The organism is Streptomyces sp. SAS_281 (genome assembly GCF_052542855.1).
Genome location: NZ_JBMNDO010000132.1, coordinates 1 through 21,406 on the forward strand (window position 1 = coordinate 1; position 21,406 = coordinate 21,406).

Annotated in this window: 19 protein-coding genes, 5 tRNA genes and 2 pseudogenes; 10 read left to right on the plus strand and 16 right to left on the minus strand. The window is 70.7% G+C overall.

From position 1 onward, the window contains the following. Positions 1-102 precede the first annotated feature (102 nt). From ACN6LM_RS32730 to leuC, 4 genes are all read right to left on the minus strand, one after another. The gene (locus ACN6LM_RS32730; RefSeq protein WP_445069032.1) at positions 103-771 is read right to left on the minus strand and encodes an HU family DNA-binding protein; all 669 of its coding nucleotides are present in this window, start codon (positions 769-771) and stop codon (positions 103-105) included. A 142-nt stretch (positions 772-913) separates the two neighbouring features. Beyond that, a complete protein-coding gene (locus tag ACN6LM_RS32735) occupies positions 914-1,141 on the minus strand; it encodes an SCO5555 family protein (RefSeq protein WP_018102425.1) in 228 nt (75 codons plus the stop codon). Positions 1,142-1,245: 104 nt separating this feature from the next. Continuing rightward, entirely contained in the window at positions 1,246-1,839 is a 594-nt protein-coding gene (gene leuD / locus ACN6LM_RS32740; RefSeq protein WP_445069033.1) for a 3-isopropylmalate dehydratase small subunit, read from the minus strand. A gap of 5 nt (positions 1,840-1,844) precedes the next feature. Next, positions 1,845-3,269, minus strand: a complete 1,425-nt coding sequence (gene leuC / locus ACN6LM_RS32745) for a 3-isopropylmalate dehydratase large subunit (RefSeq protein WP_445069034.1) — start codon at positions 3,267-3,269, stop codon at positions 1,845-1,847. Between the two features lie 174 nt (positions 3,270-3,443). Between leuC and ndgR the strand changes: the two genes are divergently transcribed. Then, positions 3,444-4,160 (plus strand): IclR family transcriptional regulator NdgR, encoded by a 717-nt coding sequence (gene ndgR / locus ACN6LM_RS32750; RefSeq protein WP_445069035.1) that lies wholly within the window; start codon positions 3,444-3,446, stop codon positions 4,158-4,160. A gap of 71 nt (positions 4,161-4,231) precedes the next feature. Here ndgR and ACN6LM_RS32755 read toward each other — a convergent pair. Next, positions 4,232-4,597 (minus strand): annotated as a pseudogene (locus ACN6LM_RS32755) (monooxygenase family protein); the annotation flags it as partial. 17 nt (positions 4,598-4,614) lie between these two features. On the opposite strand from ACN6LM_RS32755, the pseudogene ACN6LM_RS32760 reads away from it, so the two are divergent. Continuing rightward, positions 4,615-4,782 (plus strand): annotated as a pseudogene (locus tag ACN6LM_RS32760) (MerR family transcriptional regulator); the annotation flags it as partial. Positions 4,783-4,874: 92 nt separating this feature from the next. Here the strand turns inward: ACN6LM_RS32760 and ACN6LM_RS32765 are convergent. From ACN6LM_RS32765 to ACN6LM_RS32805, 9 genes are all read right to left on the minus strand, one after another. Continuing rightward, positions 4,875-4,947: transfer RNA gene (locus ACN6LM_RS32765), tRNA-Glu, on the minus strand. A 27-nt stretch (positions 4,948-4,974) separates the two neighbouring features. Continuing rightward, positions 4,975-5,046 (minus strand) — tRNA-Gln (locus ACN6LM_RS32770). A 12-nt stretch (positions 5,047-5,058) separates the two neighbouring features. Then, positions 5,059-5,131: transfer RNA gene (locus ACN6LM_RS32775), tRNA-Glu, on the minus strand. Positions 5,132-5,191: 60 nt separating this feature from the next. Continuing rightward, positions 5,192-5,264 (minus strand) — tRNA-Glu (locus ACN6LM_RS32780). A 27-nt stretch (positions 5,265-5,291) separates the two neighbouring features. Then, positions 5,292-5,363, minus strand: a tRNA-Gln gene (locus ACN6LM_RS32785). Positions 5,364-5,448: 85 nt separating this feature from the next. Then, positions 5,449-6,168 carry an HAD family hydrolase gene (locus ACN6LM_RS32790; RefSeq protein ID WP_445069036.1) on the minus strand — a complete coding sequence of 240 codons (720 nt, stop codon included), beginning with the start codon at positions 6,166-6,168 and terminating at the stop codon, positions 5,449-5,451. Positions 6,169-6,259: 91 nt separating this feature from the next. Next, a complete protein-coding gene (gene gltX, locus ACN6LM_RS32795; protein ID WP_445069037.1) occupies positions 6,260-7,732 on the minus strand; it encodes a glutamate--tRNA ligase in 1,473 nt (490 codons plus the stop codon). Further along, positions 7,725-8,501, minus strand: coding sequence for a fumarylacetoacetate hydrolase family protein (locus tag ACN6LM_RS32800; protein ID WP_164398836.1), 777 nt, complete (start codon positions 8,499-8,501; stop codon positions 7,725-7,727). The genes gltX and ACN6LM_RS32800 overlap by 8 nt, the downstream gene beginning before the upstream one ends. 89 nt (positions 8,502-8,590) lie before the next feature. Continuing rightward, entirely contained in the window at positions 8,591-8,764 is a 174-nt protein-coding gene (locus ACN6LM_RS32805) for a hypothetical protein (protein WP_445069038.1), read from the minus strand. A gap of 583 nt (positions 8,765-9,347) precedes the next feature. Between ACN6LM_RS32805 and ACN6LM_RS32810 the strand changes: the two genes are divergently transcribed. The 8 genes from ACN6LM_RS32810 (at position 9,348) to ACN6LM_RS32845 (ending at position 19,955) form a co-directional block, all read left to right on the plus strand. Then, positions 9,348-13,112 (plus strand): nitrate- and nitrite sensing domain-containing protein, encoded by a 3,765-nt coding sequence (locus ACN6LM_RS32810; RefSeq protein ID WP_445069039.1) that lies wholly within the window; start codon positions 9,348-9,350, stop codon positions 13,110-13,112. A 9-nt stretch (positions 13,113-13,121) separates the two neighbouring features. Beyond that, positions 13,122-13,535: a roadblock/LC7 domain-containing protein gene (locus tag ACN6LM_RS32815; protein ID WP_006127850.1), complete on the plus strand. Its 414-nt coding sequence runs from the start codon at positions 13,122-13,124 to the stop codon at positions 13,533-13,535. Positions 13,536-13,662: 127 nt separating this feature from the next. Continuing rightward, positions 13,663-14,070 carry a DUF742 domain-containing protein gene (locus ACN6LM_RS32820; RefSeq protein WP_018521347.1) on the plus strand — a complete coding sequence of 136 codons (408 nt, stop codon included), beginning with the start codon at positions 13,663-13,665 and terminating at the stop codon, positions 14,068-14,070. Continuing rightward, a complete protein-coding gene (locus tag ACN6LM_RS32825) occupies positions 14,051-14,635 on the plus strand; it encodes a GTP-binding protein (RefSeq protein WP_028444348.1) in 585 nt (194 codons plus the stop codon). The genes ACN6LM_RS32820 and ACN6LM_RS32825 overlap by 20 nt, the downstream gene beginning before the upstream one ends. Before the next feature lie 348 nt (positions 14,636-14,983). Next, positions 14,984-18,217: a nitrate- and nitrite sensing domain-containing protein gene (locus ACN6LM_RS32830; RefSeq protein ID WP_445069040.1), complete on the plus strand. Its 3,234-nt coding sequence runs from the start codon at positions 14,984-14,986 to the stop codon at positions 18,215-18,217. Positions 18,218-18,227: 10 nt separating this feature from the next. Further along, positions 18,228-18,641 carry a roadblock/LC7 domain-containing protein gene (locus ACN6LM_RS32835; protein WP_018102439.1) on the plus strand — a complete coding sequence of 138 codons (414 nt, stop codon included), beginning with the start codon at positions 18,228-18,230 and terminating at the stop codon, positions 18,639-18,641. 98 nt (positions 18,642-18,739) lie between these two features. Beyond that, positions 18,740-19,393 (plus strand): DUF742 domain-containing protein, encoded by a 654-nt coding sequence (locus tag ACN6LM_RS32840; protein WP_445069041.1) that lies wholly within the window; start codon positions 18,740-18,742, stop codon positions 19,391-19,393. Then, positions 19,374-19,955 (plus strand): GTP-binding protein, encoded by a 582-nt coding sequence (locus tag ACN6LM_RS32845; RefSeq protein ID WP_014048542.1) that lies wholly within the window; start codon positions 19,374-19,376, stop codon positions 19,953-19,955. Before ACN6LM_RS32840 ends, ACN6LM_RS32845 begins: the two co-directional genes overlap by 20 nt. Before the next feature lie 226 nt (positions 19,956-20,181). On the opposite strand, the gene ACN6LM_RS32850 is transcribed toward ACN6LM_RS32845, so the two are convergent. Both ACN6LM_RS32850 and ACN6LM_RS32855 read right to left on the minus strand, forming a co-directional pair. Further along, entirely contained in the window at positions 20,182-20,385 is a 204-nt protein-coding gene (locus tag ACN6LM_RS32850; protein WP_445069042.1) for an acyl-CoA carboxylase subunit epsilon, read from the minus strand. Positions 20,386-20,403: 18 nt separating this feature from the next. Further along, on the minus strand, positions 20,404-21,406 hold a 1,003-nt coding region (locus tag ACN6LM_RS32855), incomplete at its 5' end, for an acyl-CoA carboxylase subunit beta (protein WP_445069043.1).

Consider the following 21,406-nt stretch of genomic DNA (forward strand, 5'->3'; position numbering starts at 1 on the left):
CCCCCCCCCCCCCCCCCCCCCCCCCCCCCCCCCCCCCCCCCCCCCCCCCCCCCCCCCCCCCCCCCCCCCCCCGGCGCGTGTGGGGGCCTGTGCGGCCCGGTCTCACTTCTTGCGCGCGGTGGCCTTCTTGGCCGTGGTCTTGCGCGCGGTGGTCTTCTTCGCGGGCGCCTTCTTCGCCGTGGTCTTCTTGGCGGGCGCGGTCTTGGCGGCGGTGGTCTTCTTGGCCGCCGTCGACTTCGCCGCCGCCGGGGTGGCCTTCTTCGCGGCGGCCGTCGTCGTCTTCTTCGCCGGCGACGTCTTCTTCGCGGTGGTCTTCGTGGCCGCGGCGGTGGTCTTCTTCGCCGGGGTGGCCTTCTTGGCGGTGGCCTTCTTCGCCACGGCCTTCTTCGCGGTGGCCTTCTTGGCGGCGGCCTTGGCCGTCGTACGGGTGGAAGAGCCGCCGGAGAGGCTGCCCTTGGGGGCCTTCTTCACGGCCACGTCGTTCTTGGGAAGCTTCTTGGAGCCGCTGACCAGGTCCTTGAAGCCCTGGCCCGCGCGGAAGCGGGGCACCGAGGTCTTCTTGACCCGCACGCGCTCACCCGTCTGCGGGTTGCGCGCGTAGCGGGCGGGGCGGTCGACCTTCTCGAACGAGCCGAAGCCGGTGACCGAGACCCGGTCCCCCGCGACAACCGCACGGACGATCGCGTCGAGCACCGCGTCGACGGCGTCCGCGGCCTGCTGCCGGCCGCCGACCTTGTCGGCAATCGCTTCTACGAGCTGCGCCTTGTTCACGTCTTCCCCTTCGGAGACATTGCCGGAACGAATCTGTCCGGCTTTTTCGCACGTTAGGCAGATATATACCGCAAATCAAACACGAAACGGGCTAATCACCCTAGTGCCGCAACGAAGTCGACCGCCGCGCAGTTCTGCGGAGTCAGTCACCTTCGGGGAATCGGCCCTCGTCGAGGTCCTTCATCAACCGGTCCAGACGCCTTGCCGCGCCCGGAAGATCGTGCTTCGCCGTGGCCGTGACGACCAACAGCTTCCGGTTCAACGCCATCCTTACGCCGTCCGGGACTTGCAGTGCGCGCACCCGGGAGTGCGCTTCCTTCAATTGGTCGGCGACTTGGCCGTAAATCTTGAGTTGGCTGTCGCGTTCCATGCACCGATTGTGCCATCTGGGGCGAGTTGTCGCCCGACGGGGTCCCAACAAACGACTGCGCCCCCTACCAGAAGGCAGGGGGCGCGGTCCTGAAAACGCGCTGATCAGGCCGGAATTGTGCGGGGCTTGTGGGCCGGCCGGGCCGCCTCGTAAGCCGCGATGTCGGCTTCGTTCTGAAGGGTGAGGCTGATGTCGTCCAGGCCGTTCAGCAGCCGCCAGCGGGCGTTCTCGTCCAGCTCGAAGTCGGCGGTGATGCCCTCGGCGCGGACCTGCCGCGCCTCCAGGTCGACCGTCACCTCGGCCGTCGGGTCCGCCTCCGTCAGCTCCCAGAGGGCGTCGACGGTCTTCTGGTCCAGGACCACGGTCAGCAGACCGTTCTTCAGCGAGTTGCCGCGGAAGATGTCGGCGAACCGGGAGGAGATGACGGTCCTGAAGCCGTAGTTCTGCAGCGCCCAGACGGCGTGCTCGCGGGAGGAGCCGGTGCCGAAGTCGGGGCCGGCCACCAGGACCGACGCACCCTCGCGCTCGGGGCGGTTGAGGACGAAGGTCTCGTCCTTGCGCCACGCCTCGAAGAGGCCGTCCTCGAAGCCGTCCCGGGTGACCTTCTTGAGCCAGTGGGCGGGGATGATCTGGTCGGTGTCGACGTTGCTGCGGCGCAGCGGAACGGCCCGGCCGGTGTGTGCGGTGAAAGCTTCCATGATTCTCAGACTCCGGCGGGCGTGCGGTCGTCGGACAGGTCGGCGGGCGAGGCCAGATGGCCCAGCACCGCGGTGGCGGCGGCGACCTGCGGGGAGACCAGGTGCGTACGGCCGCCCTTGCCCTGCCGCCCCTCGAAGTTGCGGTTCGAGGTGGAGGCGGAGCGCTCGCCGGGGGCCAGCTGGTCGGGGTTCATGCCGAGGCACATCGAGCACCCCGCGTGCCGCCACTCGGCGCCGGCGGCGGTGAAGACCTTGTCCAGGCCCTCGTCGACCGCCTGGAGGGCGACCCGGACGGAGCCCGGGACGACCAGCATCCGTACGCCGTCGGCGACTTTGCGGCCGTCCAGGATCGCGGCGGCGTTGCGCAGGTCCTCGATGCGGCCGTTGGTGCAGGAGCCTACGAAGACGGTGTCGACGCTGATCTCGCGCAGCGGCTGGCCGGCAGTCAACCCCATGTACTCCAGGGCCTTTTCGGCGGCGTTGCGCTCCGATGCGTCCTCGTACGAAGCCGGGTCGGGGACGCTGGCCGACAGCGGCGCGCCCTGGCCGGGGTTGGTGCCCCAGGTGACGAACGGCGCCAGCTCGGCGGCCTCGATGACCACCTCGGCGTCGAAGACCGCGTCGTCGTCGGTGCGCAGCGTCTTCCAGTACGCGACGGCGGCGTCCCAGTCCTCGCCCTCGGGGGCGTGGTCGCGGCCCCGCAGGTAGTCGAAGGTGGTCTCGTCGGGGGCGATCATGCCCGCCCGCGCACCGGCCTCGATCGACATGTTGCAGATGGTCATCCGGGCCTCCATCGAGAGCTTCTCGATGGCGGAGCCGCGGTATTCGAGGATGTAGCCCTGGCCGCCGCCGGTGCCGATCCGGGCGATGATCGCCAGGATCAGGTCCTTGGCGGTGACGCCGTCGGGCAGTTCGCCGTCGATGGTGATCGCCATGGTCTTCGGGCGGGCCATCGGCAGCGTCTGGGTGGCCAGCACGTGCTCCACCTGGCTGGTGCCGATGCCGAACGCGAGGGCGCCGAACGCACCGTGCGTGGAGGTGTGGGAGTCGCCGCAGACCACGGTGGTGCCGGGCTGGGTCAGGCCCAGCTGCGGGCCGACCACGTGCACGACACCCTGCTCGACGTCGCCCAGCGGGTGCAGCCGGACGCCGAACTCCGCGCAGTTCTTCCGCAGCGTCTCCAGCTGGGCGCGGGAGACCGGGTCGGCGATCGGCTTGTCGATGTCGAGGGTCGGGGTGTTGTGGTCCTCGGTGGCGATGGTGAGGTCGAGCCGCCGCACCGGGCGTCCGGCCTGCCGCAGGCCGTCGAACGCCTGGGGACTGGTCACCTCGTGCAGCAGGTGCAGATCGATGAAGAGGAGGTCGGGCTCGCCCTCGGCGCGCCGGACGACGTGGTCGTCCCAAACCTTCTCCGCGAGTGTCCTACCCATCGCTTTCCCTCCGGCCGGCGTCATCGCCGGCCCAACTAGAGATTCGGTGCGCCCCCGTCCGGACCCCCGTACGGGGCGGTGGCTACGGGCCGTTGTGGGGCCGCCGGTACAGGTTCGCAACTTCCGGGGAAAATTGAACTTGCGTTTCACAGAGTGAGACGCGAGTATCGTCGTATGGACAACTCTAGCGGCGTCGGCGTTCTCGACAAGGCGGCTCTGGTATTGAGCGCCCTGGAGTCCGGGCCGGCCACCCTCGCCGGGCTGGTCGCGGCGACCGGGCTCGCACGACCCACGGCCCACCGGCTGGCCGTGGCACTGGAACACCACCGCATGGTGGCGAGGGACATGCAGGGCCGGTTCATTCTCGGCCCCCGGCTCTCCGAGCTGGCGGCGGCGGCCGGTGAGGACCGCCTGCTGGCCACGGCCGGACCGGTGCTCACGCATCTGCGCGACATCACCGGGGAGAGCGCCCAGCTCTACCGGCGCCAAGGCGACATGCGCATCTGGTTGGCGGCGGCGGAGCGGCTGTCCGGACTGCGGGACACCGTACCGGTCGGCTCCACGCTGACCATGAAGGCCGGTTCGTCCGCGCAGATCCTGATGGCCTGGGAGGAGCCGGAGCGACTGCACCGCGGCCTCCAGGGCGCCCGCTTCACGGCGACGGCGCTCTCCGGCGTACGGCGGCGCGGCTGGGCCCAGTCGATCGGTGAGCGCGAGCCGGGCGTGGCCTCGGTCTCCGCCCCCGTGCGCGGCCCGTCGAACCGCGTGGTCGCCGCCGTCTCGGTCTCCGGACCGATCGAGCGGCTGACCCGCCACCCGGGCCGGATGCACGCCCAGGCGGTCATCGACTCGGCCGCCCGGCTGAGCGAGGCGCTGCGCCGCACCGGCTGAGCCCCGGCCGCGCCTCCCCTCCCCCGAGGCCGCCCCAGCGTCGTGGCGGCCCCCCTTCTCAACGCCCTTCGTCACTTGGCGCCCGAGCGGTGCGCCGGCCGGTCCGCCGCACGGCGGCCCCGCCCCTCGATCGGCAGCGACCCGGTCGCCGCGGCCAGTCCGAACGCCGGCATGTCGGCGTGGACGGACTCGTAGCCGCCCCCGGGCACGGGGTAGGTCTCGTGCCACAGCCCCAGGTGCTGCCGGGACTTCTTCTCCTTGCGGTGGAGCAGTGCCCACGCCCCCCGGTGGAACATGCCGGGCGCCGAGGCGTACGCGTGCAGCTGCTCCTTGGACTCCCCGTACCGGACGACGTAGTACGTCCTCGGTGAGCCGGACAGCAGGACGTGGCCGAGCAGCCCCCTGGACCTGTCCGCCTTCAGCTCCCGCAGCATGCGCGAGGGGCTGTTGCCACCGGGAGATCCGCCTGGGCGCGGCCCTCCGGGCGCTCCCGCACGGGCCCGAGCCGGACGAGGAGGCACCGGAGACGGCGGCGGCGCGGGCGGAAGTCGACGCGCTGCTCGACCGGTTGGGCTGGACCGGCGCCCGGGAGATCGGGGAGCTTCCCCCCGTCCACCGCTCCGGCGGCACGGGTACTGAGCGGGGCGGCCCCGTGCCGCGTACAAGCGAAAGGCCCCTCACCGGAGTGAGGGGCCTTTCGCTTCTTGCCTGTTGTACCCCCGACCGGATTCGAACCGGCGCTACTGCCGTGAGAGGGCAGCGTGCTAGGCCGCTACACAACGGGGGCTTGTCCTGCGATGTGCTCTGTACTGCGCTGGGCTACCAGGACTCGAACCTAGAATGACGGTACCAGAAACCGTAGTGTTGCCAATTACACCATAGCCCATGGTGTTGCAAGTACCCCCGACCGGATTCGAACCGGCGCTACTGCCGTGAGAGGGCAGCGTGCTAGGCCGCTACACAACGGGGGCCCTAGCGATCCTGCATCGAGACCGTGGGTGCGACCCAGATGATCTCGCGGGAAGGATCTGTACCCCCGACCGGATTCGAACCGGCGCTACTGCCGTGAGAGGGCAGCGTGCTAGGCCGCTACACAACGGGGGCTTGTCCTGCAATGTGCTCTGTACTGCGCTGGGCTACCAGGACTCGAACCTAGAATGACGGTACCAGAAACCGTAGTGTTGCCAATTACACCATAGCCCACTGAAACGCAACCCCTCGGGGCCTTGTTTCTGTCTGCGCTTCCCGGCCGGATCTTTCGGCCCGCTCGGGCGGCGCAGGAAGAACATTACCCGAAGGTGTCCGACGCTCCAAAACGGGTATGCCCCGCGAGCAGCCCCGGCAGCTGGTCGAGTCCCGTGATCCGGACCAGCTCGGGCCGCCCTCCCCTGCCGCGCCGGTCCAGCCAGACGCCCGCCAGGCCGGCGGCGGTGGCCCCGGCGGCGTCGATGTCGGGTTCGTCCCCGACGTACAGCACCTCGTGCGCGTCGAGCCCCAGCGCCTCGCAGGAGGCCAGGAACGCGCCCGGGTCCGGCTTGGAGACGCCCAGCTCGGCCGCGCACAGCAGGGACTCGAACCGGTCGCGCACCCCGAGCACCGTCAGCTTCTGGTGCTGCGGCTCTTGGGCCGAGTTGGACAGCACGGCGTGCCGGTACGTCCCCGCCAGGGCGTCGAGCGCCGGGACGGCGTCCGGGAAGAGCGCCCAGGCGGACTCGTAGTGCGAGACGTGGCGGGCGAACCAGGCATCGGCCTCGTCGTCGTCCAGTGCCCGCCCCAGGAACTCCCGGGCCCGGTCCCGGCGCTGCCCCTGCCAGTCGGTCTCCCCGGCCGAGAACCGCGCCCAGTGGAGCCGCGTGACCCGCTGCCACGCCTCGACGGCCTCCTCGGCCGAGGCGTACCCGGGAGGCAGCCCCTCGGCCGCGATGTGCCGGGCCATCCCGGTGGCGGCGGCCGCCGTGTGATCGAACAGCGTGTCGTCGATGTCCCAGAGGACGGCTCTGATGGGCATGGCCCGACTCTACGCGCGGCCGTGCACAGCGGGACGGGGCCGGCGGCCGCGCTGTGCGGTCGCCGGGCCCGTCCCGTACGTGGATGACGCGTTACGCGGCCAGCCTGGCCAGGGCCGCGTCGATGCGGGCGATCGTGCGCTCGCGGCCCAGGATCTCCAGGGACTCGAAGAGGGGCAGGCCGATCGTGCGGCCGGTGACGGCCACGCGGACCGGGGCCTGGGCCTTGCCGAGCTTGAGGCCGTGCTGCTCGCCGGCGGCGAGGACGGCGGCCTTGAGGGCGTCGGCGTTCCAGTCGGCGGCGATGAGCTGGGCGCGGGCGGTGACGAGGAGGGCGTCGGACCCCTCCTTCATCGCCTTGGCCCAGGACGCCTCGTCGCGCACCGGCTCGTCCAGGAACAGGAAGTCCACGTTGGCGGTGATCTCGGAGAGCACCGTGAGCCGGGTCTGGGCGTGCGGGGCGATCTCGGCGAAGACCGCCGCGTCGAAGGACTCCGGGGCCCAGGGGGCGAACGGCGCCTTCAGCCAGGGGCCGCACGCCTCGGTGAAGGTCTTCACGTCGAGGCGGCGGATGTGCTCCGCGTTGATGTGCTCGCACTTCTTGAGGTCGAAGCGGGCCGGGTTGGCGTTGACGTCCTTGATGTCGAAGGCGGCGACCATCTCGTCGATGTCGAAGATGTCGCGGTCCTCGGCGATCGACCAGCCGAGCAGCGAGAGGTAGTTGAGCAGCCCCTCGCGGACGAAGCCGCGCTCGCGGTAGAGGTTGAGCGAAGCCTGCGGGTCGCGCTTGGAGAGCTTCTTGTTGCCCTCGCCCATGACGTACGGCAGGTGTCCGAAGGCGGGGGTGTCCTTGGCCACGCCCAGCTCGATGAGCGCCCGGTACAGGGCGATCTGGCGCGGGGTGGAGGAGAGCAGGTCCTCGCCGCGCAGGACGTGGGTGATCTCCATCAGCGCGTCGTCCACCGGGTTGACCAGCGTGTAGAGCGGGGCGCCGTTGGCGCGGACGATGCCGTAGTCCGGGACGTTCTCCGGCTGGACGGTGATGTCGCCGCGGACCAGGTCGGTGAAGGTGATCGCCTCGTCGGGCATCCGGAAGCGGACGATGGAGGTGCGGCCCTCCGCCTCGTACGCGGCCTTCCGCTCGTCGCTCAGCTCGCGGCAGTGGCCGTCGTAGCCGGACGGGCGGCCGGCGGCGCGGGCGGCGTCGCGGCGGGTGTCCAGCTCCTCCGTGGTGCAGTAGCAGTGGTACGCGTAACCGCCGGCGAGCAGCTTCTCCGCGACGTCCTTGTAGATGTCCATCCGCTGCGACTGGCGGTACGGGGCGTGCGGGCCGCCCACCTCGGGGCCCTCGTCCCAGTCCAGGCCGAGCCAGCGCATCGCGTCGAGGAGCTGCTCGTACGACTCCTCGGAGTCGCGCGCCGCGTCGGTGTCCTCGATGCGGAAGACCAGGGTGCCCTGGTGGTGCCGGGCGAAGGCCCAGTTGAAGAGAGCCGTCCGGACCAGGCCGACGTGCGGGTTGCCGGTCGGGGAGGGACAGAAACGTACACGTACTGCTGCGTTAGCCACGCTTGATCACCTTGTTGGTGAGAGTGCCGATGCCTTCGATGGTGACGGCGACCTCGTCGCCGACATGGAGGGGTCCGACCCCCGCGGGAGTGCCGGTGAGGATCACGTCACCCGGAAGCAGCGTCATGGCTTCCGTGATGTGGACGACCAGGTCCTCGATGGACCGGATCATGTCGCTCGTCCGGCCGAGCTGGCGTTGCTCGCCGTTGACCGTGGCCTGGATGGCGAGGTCACTGGGGTCGAGGTCGGTCTCCACCCAGGGGCCGAGGGGGCAGGAGGTGTCGAAGCCCTTGGCCCGGGCCCACTGCTTCTCCCGCTTCTGGGCGTCGCGGGCGGTGACGTCGTTGGCGCAGGTGTAGCCGAAGACGACGTCCTTGACCCGCTCGCGCGGCACTTCGCGGCACATCCGGCCGATGACCACGGCCAGCTCGGCCTCGTGGTGGACCTCGTCGGAGAAGGAGGGGTACTCGATGGCGTCGCCGGAGCCGATCACCGAGGTGGTGGGCTTGAAGAAGGCGACGGGGACGTCGGGGACCTCGTTGCCGAGTTCTGCGGCGTGCTCCGCGTAGTTGCGGCCGATGGCCACGACCTTGTTGGGGAGCACGGGCGGCAGCAGCCGCACCTTGTTCAGCGGGACCTTGGTCCCGGAGAGCTCGAACTCGGAGTACGGGATGCCCTTGATGATGTCGAGGACGAGACCGTCGGGCCCGTCGCCCTCGACCGCGCCGAAGGCGACATTGCCGTCGATGGAGAACCTGGCGATGCGCACGGGTTGCTGTCGCCCCTCACTGCTTGCTGGGTGCCTGGAAAAGACTGACGCTCCAGGCTAGCGCGCATGAGGGGCGCTCCCGTGCGGGATCACTCCGCGGCGACGGGGGCCGTCATGAGGATCGTGCGGCGCGGGTTGGCGGTCTGCGTCGGCAGCTGGACCGCGTGCTCCGGGAGTTCCGCCGTCTTCAGCGACTCGGCGTCGTCGAGGTGAGCCAGCGTGGTGCGGCGGGGGTTGGCGAGGATGCGGAGCGTCGTGTTCATCTGCCGTACGGCCCTGTCGTCGGGGCGCCACCCGTACGAGAGGGGACGCCGGTTGTCGGTTCTGCCATCCCAGTAAAGCGTCAGGCTAAACATTCAATTCCCCCCGGCGGCCCGGGAAAGACGGCGATCTTCATGTGAGTTTGCTCACCAGCACCGCGACAATCCACCCAATACGGTCAGGAGGTCTGGACCTGAGAAACGGACATGTCACCCCTGAACCGACCATTCCGCTCCTGATCATGGCGACTGGGACACCCGCCGCCCCGCCGGAACTCACCCCCAATCGTCCGGATTGTCCGCGAACCGCCCCCACCGCTTGTTACGCCTTCATCACACGGTGTCACGCAGGTCACAGCCCGGTACCTGGCCCTTGTTGGAGATCCAGCACTGTGCTGAAATTCCACGCACCGCCGCGGGTTTCAAGCCGGCGCGCAGGGGCGCAACGCAGCGCCGAGTGGCGGCGGGAAGGGGAAGAGCGCCGGTCACTCAACGACCACCATGGGGCGGGACAACGCCCCACCACGCCGACACCGTTTTCTCCGTTCATGACGGAAGAACGCCTGGTCCAGAGGTTGCGACGCTAGTGCAGGGACGTTTCAAGAGGGATGGCAGCGCTGCGGCGGAACAGGAGCCGCGCGGCGGGACCGACCGCGGTGCCTCGCCCCAGCACGCCCAGAACCCCGGATCGGCCGCGGCCGGTGACCAAGGTGACCGCGACCGGCGCCCCGGCGCCGCTCCGTCCGGCGGCGAGCCCGAGCAGGCCGCCGCGCCGGCCCCGCGGGGCCCCGTCAGCACGGGCTCGCGGGTAGCTCTCCGCAACTGGCGCATCAGCACCCGCCTGGTGTCCCTGCTCGCCCTCCCCGTGGTCGCCGCGACCACGCTGGGTGGTCTGCGCATCAACGACTCGCTGAACGACATCCAGCAGCTGGAGCACATGCAGCTGCTGACCGAGATGACGAAGCAGGCGACCTCGCTGGCGCAGGCGCTCCAGGAGGAGCGCGACCAGACGGCAGGTCCGCTGTCGCACGGCGTGCCCGAGACCGACTTCAAGATCACCACGCCCCGGCAGAAGACCGACAAGGCGCAGCTGGCGTTCCTCCACGGCACGGGCGACATCGGTGACACCACCGGTGACGACACCCTGGAGAGCATCCACACCAGCGTCCAGCAGATCGCCACGCGGCTCAGCTCCATCCGCGACATCCGCAAGCACGCGTACGAGAAGGACAGTCCCTCCCTCCAGACGGTCGACGCCTACAGCCAGCTGATCACCTCGCTGCTGAGCCTGTCCCAGGACATGGCCCAGGCGACCAGCAGCCCCGAGATGATCAAGCGGACCCGTGCGCTGGCGGCGTTCTCCTCCGCCAAGGAGTACGCCTCGATCCAGCGCGCGATCATCGCCGCCGCGCTGCCCACCAGCGACGACAAGAAGCCCGACCTCGACCGCAACGACCAGCAGTTCGGCCTGGCCGCGCGGAACAAGGAACTGGCCGCCCGCACCTCGTTCGAGGCGATCTACACCTCCACCGGCAAGGACGCCGACGAGCTGACCTCGACGCTCGACGACGGCAACCCGGACATCAAGGCCGCGAACACGTACGCGCAGAAGATGCTGGAGAACCCGCTCGCCATGGGCGGTTCCAAGGCACGGCGCTCGTACATGAACTGGTACGACCAGGACACCGTCAAGATCAACACCATGAAGCGGGTCGAGGAGACCCTGCTGAGCGACATGGAGGGCAAGGCGCGCGAGCTGCGCGAGGAGTCCCAGCGCGAGGCGATCATCTCCGGTGCGCTGATCCTGCTCGTGCTCGGTGTCTCGCTGGTCGGCGCCTTCGTCGTCGCCCGGTCCATGATCCGCTCGCTGCGCCGGCTCCAGGACACCGCGACCCGCGTCGCCCAGGACCGTCTGCCCGAGCTGGTCAAGCAGCTCTCCGAGGCCGACCCGCAGGACGTCGACACCTCGGTCGAGTCCGTCGGTGTGCACTCCCGCGACGAGATCGGCAAGGTGGCCGCGGCCTTCGACGACGTGCACCGCGAGGCGGTCCGTCTCGCCGCCGAGCAGGCCCTTCTGCGGGGCAACGTCAACGCGATGTTCACCAACCTCTCGCGCCGCTCGCAGGGCCTCATCCAGCGTCAGCTCTCGCTCATCTCCGAACTGGAGTCGCGCGAGGCCGACCCGGACCAGCTCTCCTCCCTCTTCAAGCTCGACCACCTCGCGACCCGTATGCGCCGGAACGGCGAGAACCTCCTCGTCCTCGCCGGTGAGGAGCCGGGCCGCCGGTGGACCCGCCCCGTGCCGCTGGTCGACGTGCTTCGCGCCGCCGCGTCCGAGGTGGAGCAGTACGAGCGCATCGAACTGGCCGCGGTGCCCGCCACCGAGGTCGCGGGCCGGGTCGTCAACGACCTCGTGCACCTGCTCGCCGAGCTGCTGGAGAACGCCACGTCGTTCTCCTCGCCGCAGACGAAGGTCCGGGTCACCGGTCACGCCCTGCCCGACGGCCGGGTGCTGGTCGAGATCCACGACACCGGCATCGGGCTCTCCCCGGAGGACCTGGCCGCGATCAACGAGCGGCTGGCCTCGCCGCCCACCGTGGACGTCTCGGTCTCCCGCCGCATGGGCCTGTTCGTGGTCGGCCGGCTCTCCCTCCGCCACGGCATCCGCATCCAGCTGCGCCCCTCGGACTCCGGCGGCACCACCGCGCTGGTCATGCTCCCGGTGGACGTCGCCCACGGCGGCCGGCAGCCGGCCCCGAAGCAGGCGCCCGGTCAGCAGTCCCCCGGCGGCCTGCTCGCCGGCGGCAACGACGCCCAGGGCGGACGCCCCGCGGCGGGCCCCGGCCCCCAGCGCGGCCAGGTCGGCGCCGGCTCCGGTCCCCGGGCCGCGCTGCCCGCCCGCGACGGCAACCGCCCGCAGAACCCGCAGGGCGGACCCGGCACGCAGGACGCGGCGTTCCAGAACCCGCAGGCCCGCCCGGCCCAGGACGGCCCCCGCCAGGACGGCGCCCGTCAGGGCGGCGGCCTCGCCGGTGCGTTCGGCGGTGCCCGGCTCGGCGCCCGCGGTCAGGGCGACGGCGGTGCGGACGCAAACCGGCCCAGCCTCTTCGACCAGCGGCGCCCCGAGCAGAACGGCCCGGCCGCCCCGCAGGCCCCGCAGCCGCAGCAGGCCCGGTTCGACCAGCCGGGCCAGGGCGGTCAGGACGGGCGCAACGCCTTCGAGCCGCCGCGCGGTCCGGGGCGGGGCGAGCGCCAGCTGCCGCCGGTCGGCGGTCCGCGCGCCGAGCTGCCCGGTGGCTCCCCGGCCCCGAACCCGGCCCAGGGTGCGCCCGGCGGCGGCTTCCCGGCCCCGCAGCGCCCGCAGACGACGAGCTGGGGCACCGACGAGCCGTCCGCGCCCCGGCGCGCCCCGCTCGACGCGCCGCGCGGTCACGAGGAGTCGGAGACCACCGGCCGCTTCCCGCAGGCGCCGCGCCTTCCGGCCGACGACCGCCAGGGGCCCGGCTCCACGGCGGAGTTCGCCCGGCCCGACTTCTCGGCGCCCGCGCCGCGGCACGACATGCGGCAGGGCAACGCGCCGCAGCACAACGGCGCGCAGCCCGGTCTGCCGCAGCGCGGCGTACCGCAGCCGAACGGCCCCCAGCACAACGGCGCGTACGGCAACGGCCCGCAGAACCCGGACGTGACGAGCACCTCGCAGTTCGCCCGCCCGGACTTCGGCGCCCCGCAGCCGCCCGCACCCCGGCAGCGCGACGACCAGGACTTCGGCGCGCCGCGTCCGCCCATGGCGGGCCAGGCGCCCGAGGCCCCGTACCGCCCGGTCCTGCCGCAGCAGCCGCAGCAGCCGCAGCAGCCCGAGGCGCTGCCGCCGGCCGGGCCCGGTGACGGCCGCACCCCGCTGTACGACACGCTGGAGACCAACTGGTTCCGCGGTCCGCAGCCGGGTGCCCCGCAGCAGCCTCCGGCCGCCCCGGCGCAGGACTTCCCGCAGCAGCCGGCCCAGGAGCCCGTGGCTCCCGCGCCGCAGCGGACCCTCGGCGACAGCGGCGCGGCGAGCGCCTGGCGGGCGTCGCCGAACGATGAGATCGTCCGGCAGGCGGAGCGGGTGAAGAAGCCCGCGGCGGGCGGTATCACCACGTCCGGCCTGCCGCGCCGGGTCCCGCGCGCCAACCTGGTGCCGGGTACCGCCCAGCAGCAGAACAACCAGACCGGTCCGCAGGTCTCGCGCGCGCCCGACGACGTGCGCGGGCGTCTGACCAATCTTCGCCGGGGCATCCAGCAGGGGCGCCAGGCGGGCACTGGTCAGACCGGTAGCTTCCCCCTCGGCCCCACTCACCAGCAGGAGCGTTAGTTGAGCCCGATGAGTCAGGCCGCACAGAATCTGAACTGGCTGATCACCAACTTCGTGGACAACACCCCAGGGGTGTCGCACACGGTGGTGGTTTCGGCGGACGGGCTGCTGCTGGCGATGTCCGAAGGTTTCCCGCGCGACCGCGCCGACCAGCTGGCGGCCGTCGCGTCCGGGCTGACCTCGCTGACGGCCGGCGCCTCCCGGATCTTCGAGGGCGGCGCCGTCAGCCAGACCGTGGTGGAGATGGAGCGGGGCTTCCTGTTCCTGATGTCCATCTCGGACGGCTCCTCGCTGGCCGTGCTGGCCCACCCCGACGCCGACATCGGTCTGGTCGGCTACGAGATGGCCCTGCTGGTGGACCGGGCAGGCACCGTCCTGACCCCGGACCTCCGTGCGGAGCTCCAGGGCAGCCTGCTCCACTAGGCGGCCGTGAACCAGTGACACAGACGATCAACCCGAACACCCACCCTCGACCGTCCGGCCGCTTACAGCCCCCCACCGGCCCCTTCAGACGGCAAGCCGACACCCTGCTGTCACGCCCGGAGGATTCATGACCCCGCCACCCGCCTCACCCGATCCGTACGGCGCGTCGAGTCACGCGTCGTACGAAGGTGAGGGCGACCAGCCGCTGGTCCGCCCGTACGCCATGACCGGTGGACGTACCCGGCCGCGCTATCAGCTGGCGATAGAAGCACTGGTCAGCACCACGGCCGATCCCGCGCATCTGGGGACCCTGCTCCCCGAGCATCAGCGGATCTGCCATCTGTGCCGCGAGGTCAAGTCGGTGGCCGAGGTCTCGGCCCTGCTGTCGATGCCCCTCGGTGTGGCGCGGATTCTCGTCGCGGACCTGGCGGAAGCCGGCATGGTGGCCATTCACCAGCCGGGCAATGGAGAGGCCGGCGGCGCGCCGGATGTGACACTGCTCGAAAGGGTGCTCAGTGGACTTCGCAAGCTCTAACGGCGGCGCGGCGACCCGGGCCACCACCTCGGCGAAGATCGTCGTGGCCGGTGGGTTCGGCGTGGGCAAGACCACGTTCGTCGGTGCCGTCTCGGAGATCAATCCGCTGCGCACCGAAGCCGTGATGACGTCCGCCTCGGCGGGCATCGACGACCTGACGCACACCGGTGGCAAGACCACCACGACGGTGGCGATGGACTTCGGCCGCATCACCCTGGACCAGGACCTGATCCTGTACCTCTTCGGTACGCCGGGCCAGGACCGATTCTGGTTCATGTGGGACGACCTGGTGCGCGGCGCGATCGGCGCCGTCGTCCTGGTGGACACCCGCCGTCTCGCCGACTGCTTCCCGGCCGTCGACTACTTCGAGAACAGCGGGCTGCCCTTCGTCATCGCCCTCAACGGCTTCGACGGCCACCAGCCCTACACCCCCGACGAGGTCCGCGAGGCGCTTCAGATCGGGCCGGACACCCCGATCATCACCACGGACGCGCGGCACCGCGCGGACGCGAAGAGCGGCCTGATCACGCTGGTGGAGCACGCTCTGATGGCCCGACTCAAGTAGTCACAAGTCGGAAGTGGCATACGGCAGTTAACGTAGTCACACGGGGGCGGGCTGTGTCCTTTGACACGATCCGCCCCCGCCTTCATAACGTTTCGACAGAGAATTGCCCCGCGACCGACACCGGATGCGTACGAGCGGTGTCGCTGCGCTCACATGAGCCTCGCCTTTTGGCGGGGCTCGCTCTTTATGCCCGATTTATCTGAGGCGTGAGCCACTCGGAATCGCTCATTCCGACTGTTTGGAACGCGGCCGTCAGCCGTGCTGCAATGCGACCAACTCCCGAGTAAGTACCGCCCTGAACAAAACACGGCACAACGTAGGTGCCGACGCCGAGAGGTTGTTGGTCGAGTGAGGCGTAACAACGAGGGCTCCACGGCGCAGGCGGAACGGGGCAACTTCACCCCGCCGTCGCGTGCCGCGGCGCCGTCCGCCGACGTGTCCGCAGGGGCGCCGCCGGCCGGTGGCAGCACCAGCCGGCTGTCGCCGCGCAACTGGCGGGTGCCCACCCGGCTGAACGCGATCCTCCTGATCCCGGTCCTGGTCGGCCTGGTCATGGGCGGCTTCCAGGTGAAGGGCTCGGTCAACACCTGGCAGGAGGCCCAGGACGCGGAGAAGACCGCGCTGATCGTGCGGGCCGCCGCGGAGTACGGACAGGCCCTGCTCAACGAGCGCGACCTCACCGCCCAGCCGCTGCTGTCGAACAAGCGTGAGGACGATGCCGTCACGCAGACCCGGGCCACCACCGACGCGGCCGCCGCCAAGTTCGCCGACGCGGTCGAGGGCATGCCGGCCAAGGAGGGCCTCCAGCGCCGCCTCAAGCTGTTCAAGCTGGAGGAGCCGAAGCTCCCGCAGCTGCGCAAGGCGGCGTACACCGCGGCCATGGACCCGGTGAAGACCGAAGAGGGCTACGTCCAGGTGCAGCACTCCCTGATGGAGTTCTGCAACGAACTGGGCCTCGGCACCGGCAACATCACCAGCTACGGCCGAACCGTCTACGCGATCGAGCTGGCCAAGGCCGCAGAATCGCTTCAGCGCTCCATCGGCATGCACCTGCTCGTCCGTCCCAGCAGGGAGGAGGGCAAGTTCAACGACCAGGTCAAGGCGTTCGGTTCCTACAACTACCTGGAGCAGATCGCCCTCGGCGAGTTCACCTCCGGCGGTACGGAGGCCGACGCGGCCCGGCTGCGCAAGGTCATGGGCGCCAAGGCCGCCGAGGGCGCGGCCCAGCTGAAGGAAGCCAAGGGGAAGGCGGACGCGGCCGGTGCGCCGTTCGTGGCGCCGCCCTCCATCGACGGCTCGGTCTACGACGGCATGGCCAAGGAGATCGGCCTCGGCAAGGACCCGGACCAGCTGAAGGCCAAGGGGATCACCCCCGAGACCTGGATGGCCGCCGCCACCGCCAAGTTCGACGGCTACACCACGGTCGAGGACGAGCTGGTCGACAAGGCCGTGACCGAGGCGGCGGAGATCTCCTCCGACGCCCGGACCGACGCCATCGTCGACGCGTCGATCGTCGTCGTCGCCCTGCTGGCCGCGTTCCTCCTGGCCGGGCTCATGGCCCGCCAGATGAGCCGCTCGATGCGCCGGCTGCGTACCGCGGCCTTCTCCATCGCCGAGCAGCGGCTGCCCTCGCTGGTCGACCAGCTGTCGCGCACCGACCCGGGCCGGGTCGACACCCGCGTGCAGCCGATCCCGATCAACTCGCGGGACGAGATCGGCGAGGTCGCCCGCGCCTTCGACCAGGTGCACCAGGAGGCGGTCCGGCTCGCGGCCGAGCAGGCCATGCTCCGGGGCAACGTCAACGCGATCTTCACCAACCTCTCGCGCCGCAACCAGTCGCTCATCGAGGGCCAGCTGACCCTGATCACCGACCTGGAGAACAACGAGGCCGACCCGGACCAGCTGGAGAGCCTGTTCCGGCTCGACCACCTGGCGACCCGTATGCGGCGCAACGGCGAGAATCTGCTCGTCCTCGCGGGCGAGGAGCCCGGCCGCCGCTGGAACCAGCCGGTGCCGCTGGTGGACGTGTTGCGCGCCGCCTCCTCCGAGGTGGAGTCGTACGAGCGCATCGAGCTCTCCGGCGTCCCGGAGACCGAGATCCACGGCCAGTCCGTCACCGACCTCGTGCACCTGCTGGCCGAGCTCCTGGAGAACGCCACGACGTTCTCCTCGCCGCAGACCAAGGTGCGGGTCACCGCGACCCGGCTGCCCGACGGCCGCGTGATGATCGAGATCCACGACAAGGGCATCGGCCTCACCGCCGAGGACTTCGCCGACATCAACCACAAGCTGGCCAACCCGCCGACGGTGGACGCCGCGGTCTCGCAGCGCATGGGCCTGTTCGTGGTCGGCCGGCTCGCCGACCGGCACGACATCCGCGTCCAGCTGCGCCCCTCGGGCGAGCAGGCCGGCACGACCTCGCTGGTCATGCTGCCGGACGCGATCACCCACGGTGGCGGCGGCGACGCGCCGGAGCAGGACGACTTCACCGTCTCCTCGATCATCCCGCAGCAGCAGGCGTTCGACGCCCTGCCGCAGCAGCAGCAGCAGCTCCGTACGGCGGCCGAGCTCGGCTTCGACGACTCCCGTTACGACGAGGGCTCCGCGGACTCCGCCCAGCTCGACCCGGTGGGCCGCTCGCTGATGCGCGAGGAGCGCCGCGCGGCGCTGGAGGCCCAGGCCGCCGGCGGCGAGCGCCAGGCGTTCGGGGAGCAGCCGGAGCAGGCGCGATCCGAGCAGGTGTACGGCCAGGACGCGTACGGCCAGGACGCGTACGCCGGGAACGGTGAGGCGGCCTACAACGGGAACGGCCAGGACGCCTACGCCGCGCAGCAGTACGAGGGCGGCTACGACCCGTACGCCGGTGCCCCCGGCTACGACGCCCAGCCCGCCTACGACGCCTCCCAGAGCGGCTATCCGGAGGCTGCCTACGCGGCCCCCGAGGCGCCCGTGCAGGGCTACGACGAGCAGTACGCCGCCCAGCCCCAGCAGGAAGAGTGGGCAGATCAGGGCACGTACCAGGGCGGGTTCGAGCCGGTCGGCCAGGCGGAACCGGAATCTGCGGTGAGCGCTCCCGCCGAGCCGCAGGAGCGCGTAGGCTTCGAGCGTTCGGGCCCCGTCCCGAACACCGGCCACGAACTGACCGAAGCCGGTCTTCCGCGCCGGGGCGGCCAGCAGCACTGGCAGCCCACGGGCCGCGCGAACGGCCGGTCCGGTGGAGCGCAGGAGCCTCCGCAGCAGCACGAACTGCCGCAGCGGCCGGCCCCGGCACAGCAAGCCACCGACGGGAACGCCGGAAACGACGGCCCCGACGACTGGCGCTCGGCCAACGACGAGCGCTGGGAGCGGGCCGAGAAGCTCCGGGAGCCGAAGGCGGGCGGGATAACCCCGTCCGGTCTTCCCCGGCGCGTGCCCAAGGCCAACCTGGTCGAGGGCACCGCCGAACAGACCCAGCAGGGCGGCCCCCAGGTCTCCCGCGCTCCGGAAGACGTGCGTGGCAGGCTGAGCAACCTGCGGCGCGGTGTCCTTCGGGGACGCAACGCGGGTACGGACACAAGTACTACCTACAACCAGGAGCGTTAGTGTGAGCCCGATGAGCCAGGCGGCGCAGAATCTGAACTGGTTGATCACCAACTTCGTGGACAACACCCCCGGGGTGTCGCACACGGTGGTGGTCTCCGCCGACGGACTCCTGCTGGCGATGTCCGAGGGATTCCCGCGCGACCGCGCGGACCAGCTGGCGGCGGTCGCCTCCGGGCTGACCTCGCTGACCGCCGGCGCCTCACGGATCTTCGAGGGCGGCGCGGTCAATCAGACGGTTGTGGAGATGGAGCGAGGATTCCTCTTCATCATGTCCGTTTCCGACGGGTCCTCCTTGGCCGTTCTCGCCCACCCGGACGCCGACATCGGCCTCATCGGGTACGAAATGGCCCTTCTGGTCGACCGCGCGGGCAGCGTTCTGACGCCGGACCTCCGTGCCGAGCTCCAGGGAAGTCTTCTTAACTAGTCTTATCCAGTAACCACACAGTGCGTTTCGCGTCACCGCGCCATAGGGTGCGGTGGCGCGGTCCACTGAGATCGGGACCGGCAGGCGGAGGAGGAATCGTGGGTACACCCCCAGGCGGACACCAGTACGACGGTGACCGGCACATGCAGGGTGGGCACGGGGACGAACGTTTCAACTTCCCCTCCGCACCCGGCAGACAGGGCGCTCAGCAGCCTCAGCAGCCCTACCAGCCGTACGCCCAGGGCCAGTACGGCCAGTCGGGCCCCGGCTGGCCGCAGCAGGAGCCCCAGCAGCCCGCGCAGCCGCAGCAGCATCCGCGCAGGCCGCACCGGTTCGACGCGCCGCAGCAGCAGCCCCGGATCCAGCCGGTGCAGCCGCGGCGGGCTCCCGAGCCGTCGGCTCCGGCCGCGCACAATCCGCTGGTCCGTCCGTACGCCATGACAGGTGGCAGGACCCGACCGCGCTACCAACTCGCCATTGAGGCGTTGGTCAGTACCACGGCCGATCCGTCCCGGCTGCAAGGGCAGTTGCCCGAGCACCAGCGGATCTGCCGGCTGTGCTTCGAGATCAAGTCGGTGGCCGAGATTTCGGCCCTCCTCTCGATCCCCCTCGGCGTGGCCCGGATCCTCGTAGCCGACCTGGCCGAGGCGGGACTCGTCGCTATCCATCAGCCCGGCGGCGACGAGTCCGCCGGCGGCCAGCCAGATGTGACACTGCTCGAAAGGGTGCTCAGTGGACTTCGCAAGCTCTAGCGGCGGAGCGGCCCGCTCCACTACCTCGGCGAAGATCGTGGTGGCAGGGGGCTTCGGCGTGGGTAAGACCACGTTTGTCGGTGCCGTCTCGGAGATCAATCCGCTGCGCACCGAAGCCGTGATGACGTCCGCCTCGGCGGGCATCGACGACCTGACGCACACGGGGGACAAGACCACCACGACGGTGGCGATGGACTTCGGCCGTATCACCCTGGACCAGGACCTGATCCTGTACCTCTTCGGTACGCCGGGCCAGGACCGCTTCTGGTTCATGTGGGACGACCTGGTGCGCGGCGCGATCGGCGCGGTGGTGCTGGTGGACACCCGCCGTCTCGCGGACTGCTTCCCGGCCGTCGACTACTTCGAGAACAGCGGGCTGCCCTTCGTCATCGCCCTCAACGGCTTCGACGGCCACCAGCCCTACACCCCCGACGAGGTCCGCGAGGCGCTTCAGATCGGGCCGGACACGCCGATCCTGACGACGGACGCGCGGCACCGGGCGGATGCGAAGAGTGCGCTGATCACGTTGGTGGAGCACGCGCTCATGGCGCGCCTGCGGTAGGCGTTTCCCGTACGCCGAGGGCCCCGCACTCCTGGGAGTGCGGGGCCCTCGGCGTTCTGCCGCTCGGCCTGGCGGCCTTGCTTGTCCTCAATCGCCGGACGGGCTTGATGTGGCCCGCCCGGCCTCGGAGTACGCCTGCGGGCTTGATGTGGCCCGCGCCCATGGGATTCGCCTGCGGGCGCGAAAAGGCCCGCTCAGGCTCGGAGCCTGAGCGAGCCTTTTGGGGTCAGCCCTGCCAGCTGTGCGGGGCTCGGAAGCCCGGGGAGCGCTCCAGGCGGCGCCAGCCGGCCGTGTCGCGGACTCGGGTGGGGGCCGCGGTGGGCTGGGCGGCGGCACGGGCGAGGAGGACCGCGGTGATCGCGGCCAGCTCCTCGGGGTCCGCGAGGCCCTTCTCGACGCGCAGCACGGATTCGGCGGTGGCAGTGGTCATGAGTGGTGTCTCCGTCTTCTACTGCGGCGGGTTGCCGTGCTTGCGGGCCGGCAGGTCGGCGTGCTTGGTGCGGAGCATCGCGAGCGAGGCGATCAGGACCTCGCGCGTCTCGGCCGGGTCGATGACGTCGTCGACCAGGCCGCGCTCGGCGGCGTAGTAGGGGTGCATCAGCTCGGTCTTGTACTCCTTGACCATGCGGGTCCGCATGGCCTCGGGGTCCTCGGCCTCCGCGATCTGCCGCCGGAAGATGACGTTGGCGGCGCCCTCCGCGCCCATCACGGCGATTTCGTTGGTGGGCCAGGCGTAGGTGAGGTCCGCACCGATGGACTGGCTGTCCATGACGATGTAGGCACCGCCGTACGCCTTGCGCAGGATCAGGGAGATCCGCGGCACCGTCGCGTTGCAGTACGCGTAGAGCAGCTTCGCGCCGTGCCGGATGATCCCACCGTGCTCCTGATCGACGCCGGGCAGGAAGCCGGGTACGTCCAGAAGAGTGATGATGGGGATGTTGAAGGCGTCACACATCTGGACGAAGCGCGCTGCCTTCTCGGACGCCTCGATGTCCAGCACGCCGGCCAGGGCCTGGGGCTGGTTGGCGACGATGCCGACGACCTGGCCGTCCATCCGGGCCAGGGCGCAGATGATGTTGCGGGCCCAGCGCTCGTGGATCTCCAGGTAGTCGCCGTCGTCGACGAGCTCCTCGATGACCTTGTGCATGTCGTACGGGCGGTTGCCGTCGGCCGGGACCAGGTCCAGGAGGGCGTCGCCGCGCCGGTCCGCCGGGTCGTCGCTCGCCGCGGTGGGCGGGTTCTCCCGGTTGTTGGAGGGCAGCATCCCGATGAGGTACCGGACCTCGGCGATGCAGGTCTCCTCGTCGTCGTACGCGAAGTGCGCGACGCCCGAGGTCTCGGCGTGGACGTCCGCGCCGCCGAGGCCGTTCTGGGTGATCTCCTCGCCGGTGACCGCCTTGACGACGTCCGGACCGGTGATGAACATCTGCGAGGTCTCACGGACCATGAAC